We start from the raw sequence: 350 nt of genomic DNA, 5'->3' as shown, positions 1-350 counted from the left end.
GAGCAACAATTGCATTGGTTATTATCAGGTTATGATGTCATCGGTCATCGCAATATTGATGTAACCGGTAAGCAAATGATTTAATTGGAAAGATCTATTGATGATCATCAACGCCAGTTCACTTAGGACTGGAAAGCCTGTCGTTATGCCTTAAAATAGGCGCCATGAAAAATGAACTTGCCCTTAAACAGCGTATTGCTGAACTTGAAAAACTGTTAGCCCAGAAGGATGCCCACATTGCGGCATTAGAAGAGCGCTGGCGTTTAGCCCAACAAAAGCAATTCGGCAAAAGTGCCGAAGGCTTTGTGGGCGACGGTGAATTATTTAATGAAGTAGAAGAGATTGTTGAA

General features: G+C 41.7%; 1 pseudogene. It reads left to right on the top strand.

Going from position 1 to position 350, the window contains the following annotated elements:
• Positions 1 to 164: 164 nt before the first annotated feature.
• Positions 165 to 350 (top strand): annotated as a pseudogene (locus V6256_RS15235) (IS66 family transposase); the annotation flags it as partial.

The organism is Psychromonas aquatilis, from assembly GCF_038155185.1.
GTDB classification, from domain to species: Bacteria; Pseudomonadota; Gammaproteobacteria; order Enterobacterales; family Psychromonadaceae; genus Psychromonas; species Psychromonas aquatilis.
This window is presented reverse-complemented; position numbering and strand designations above follow the sequence as displayed.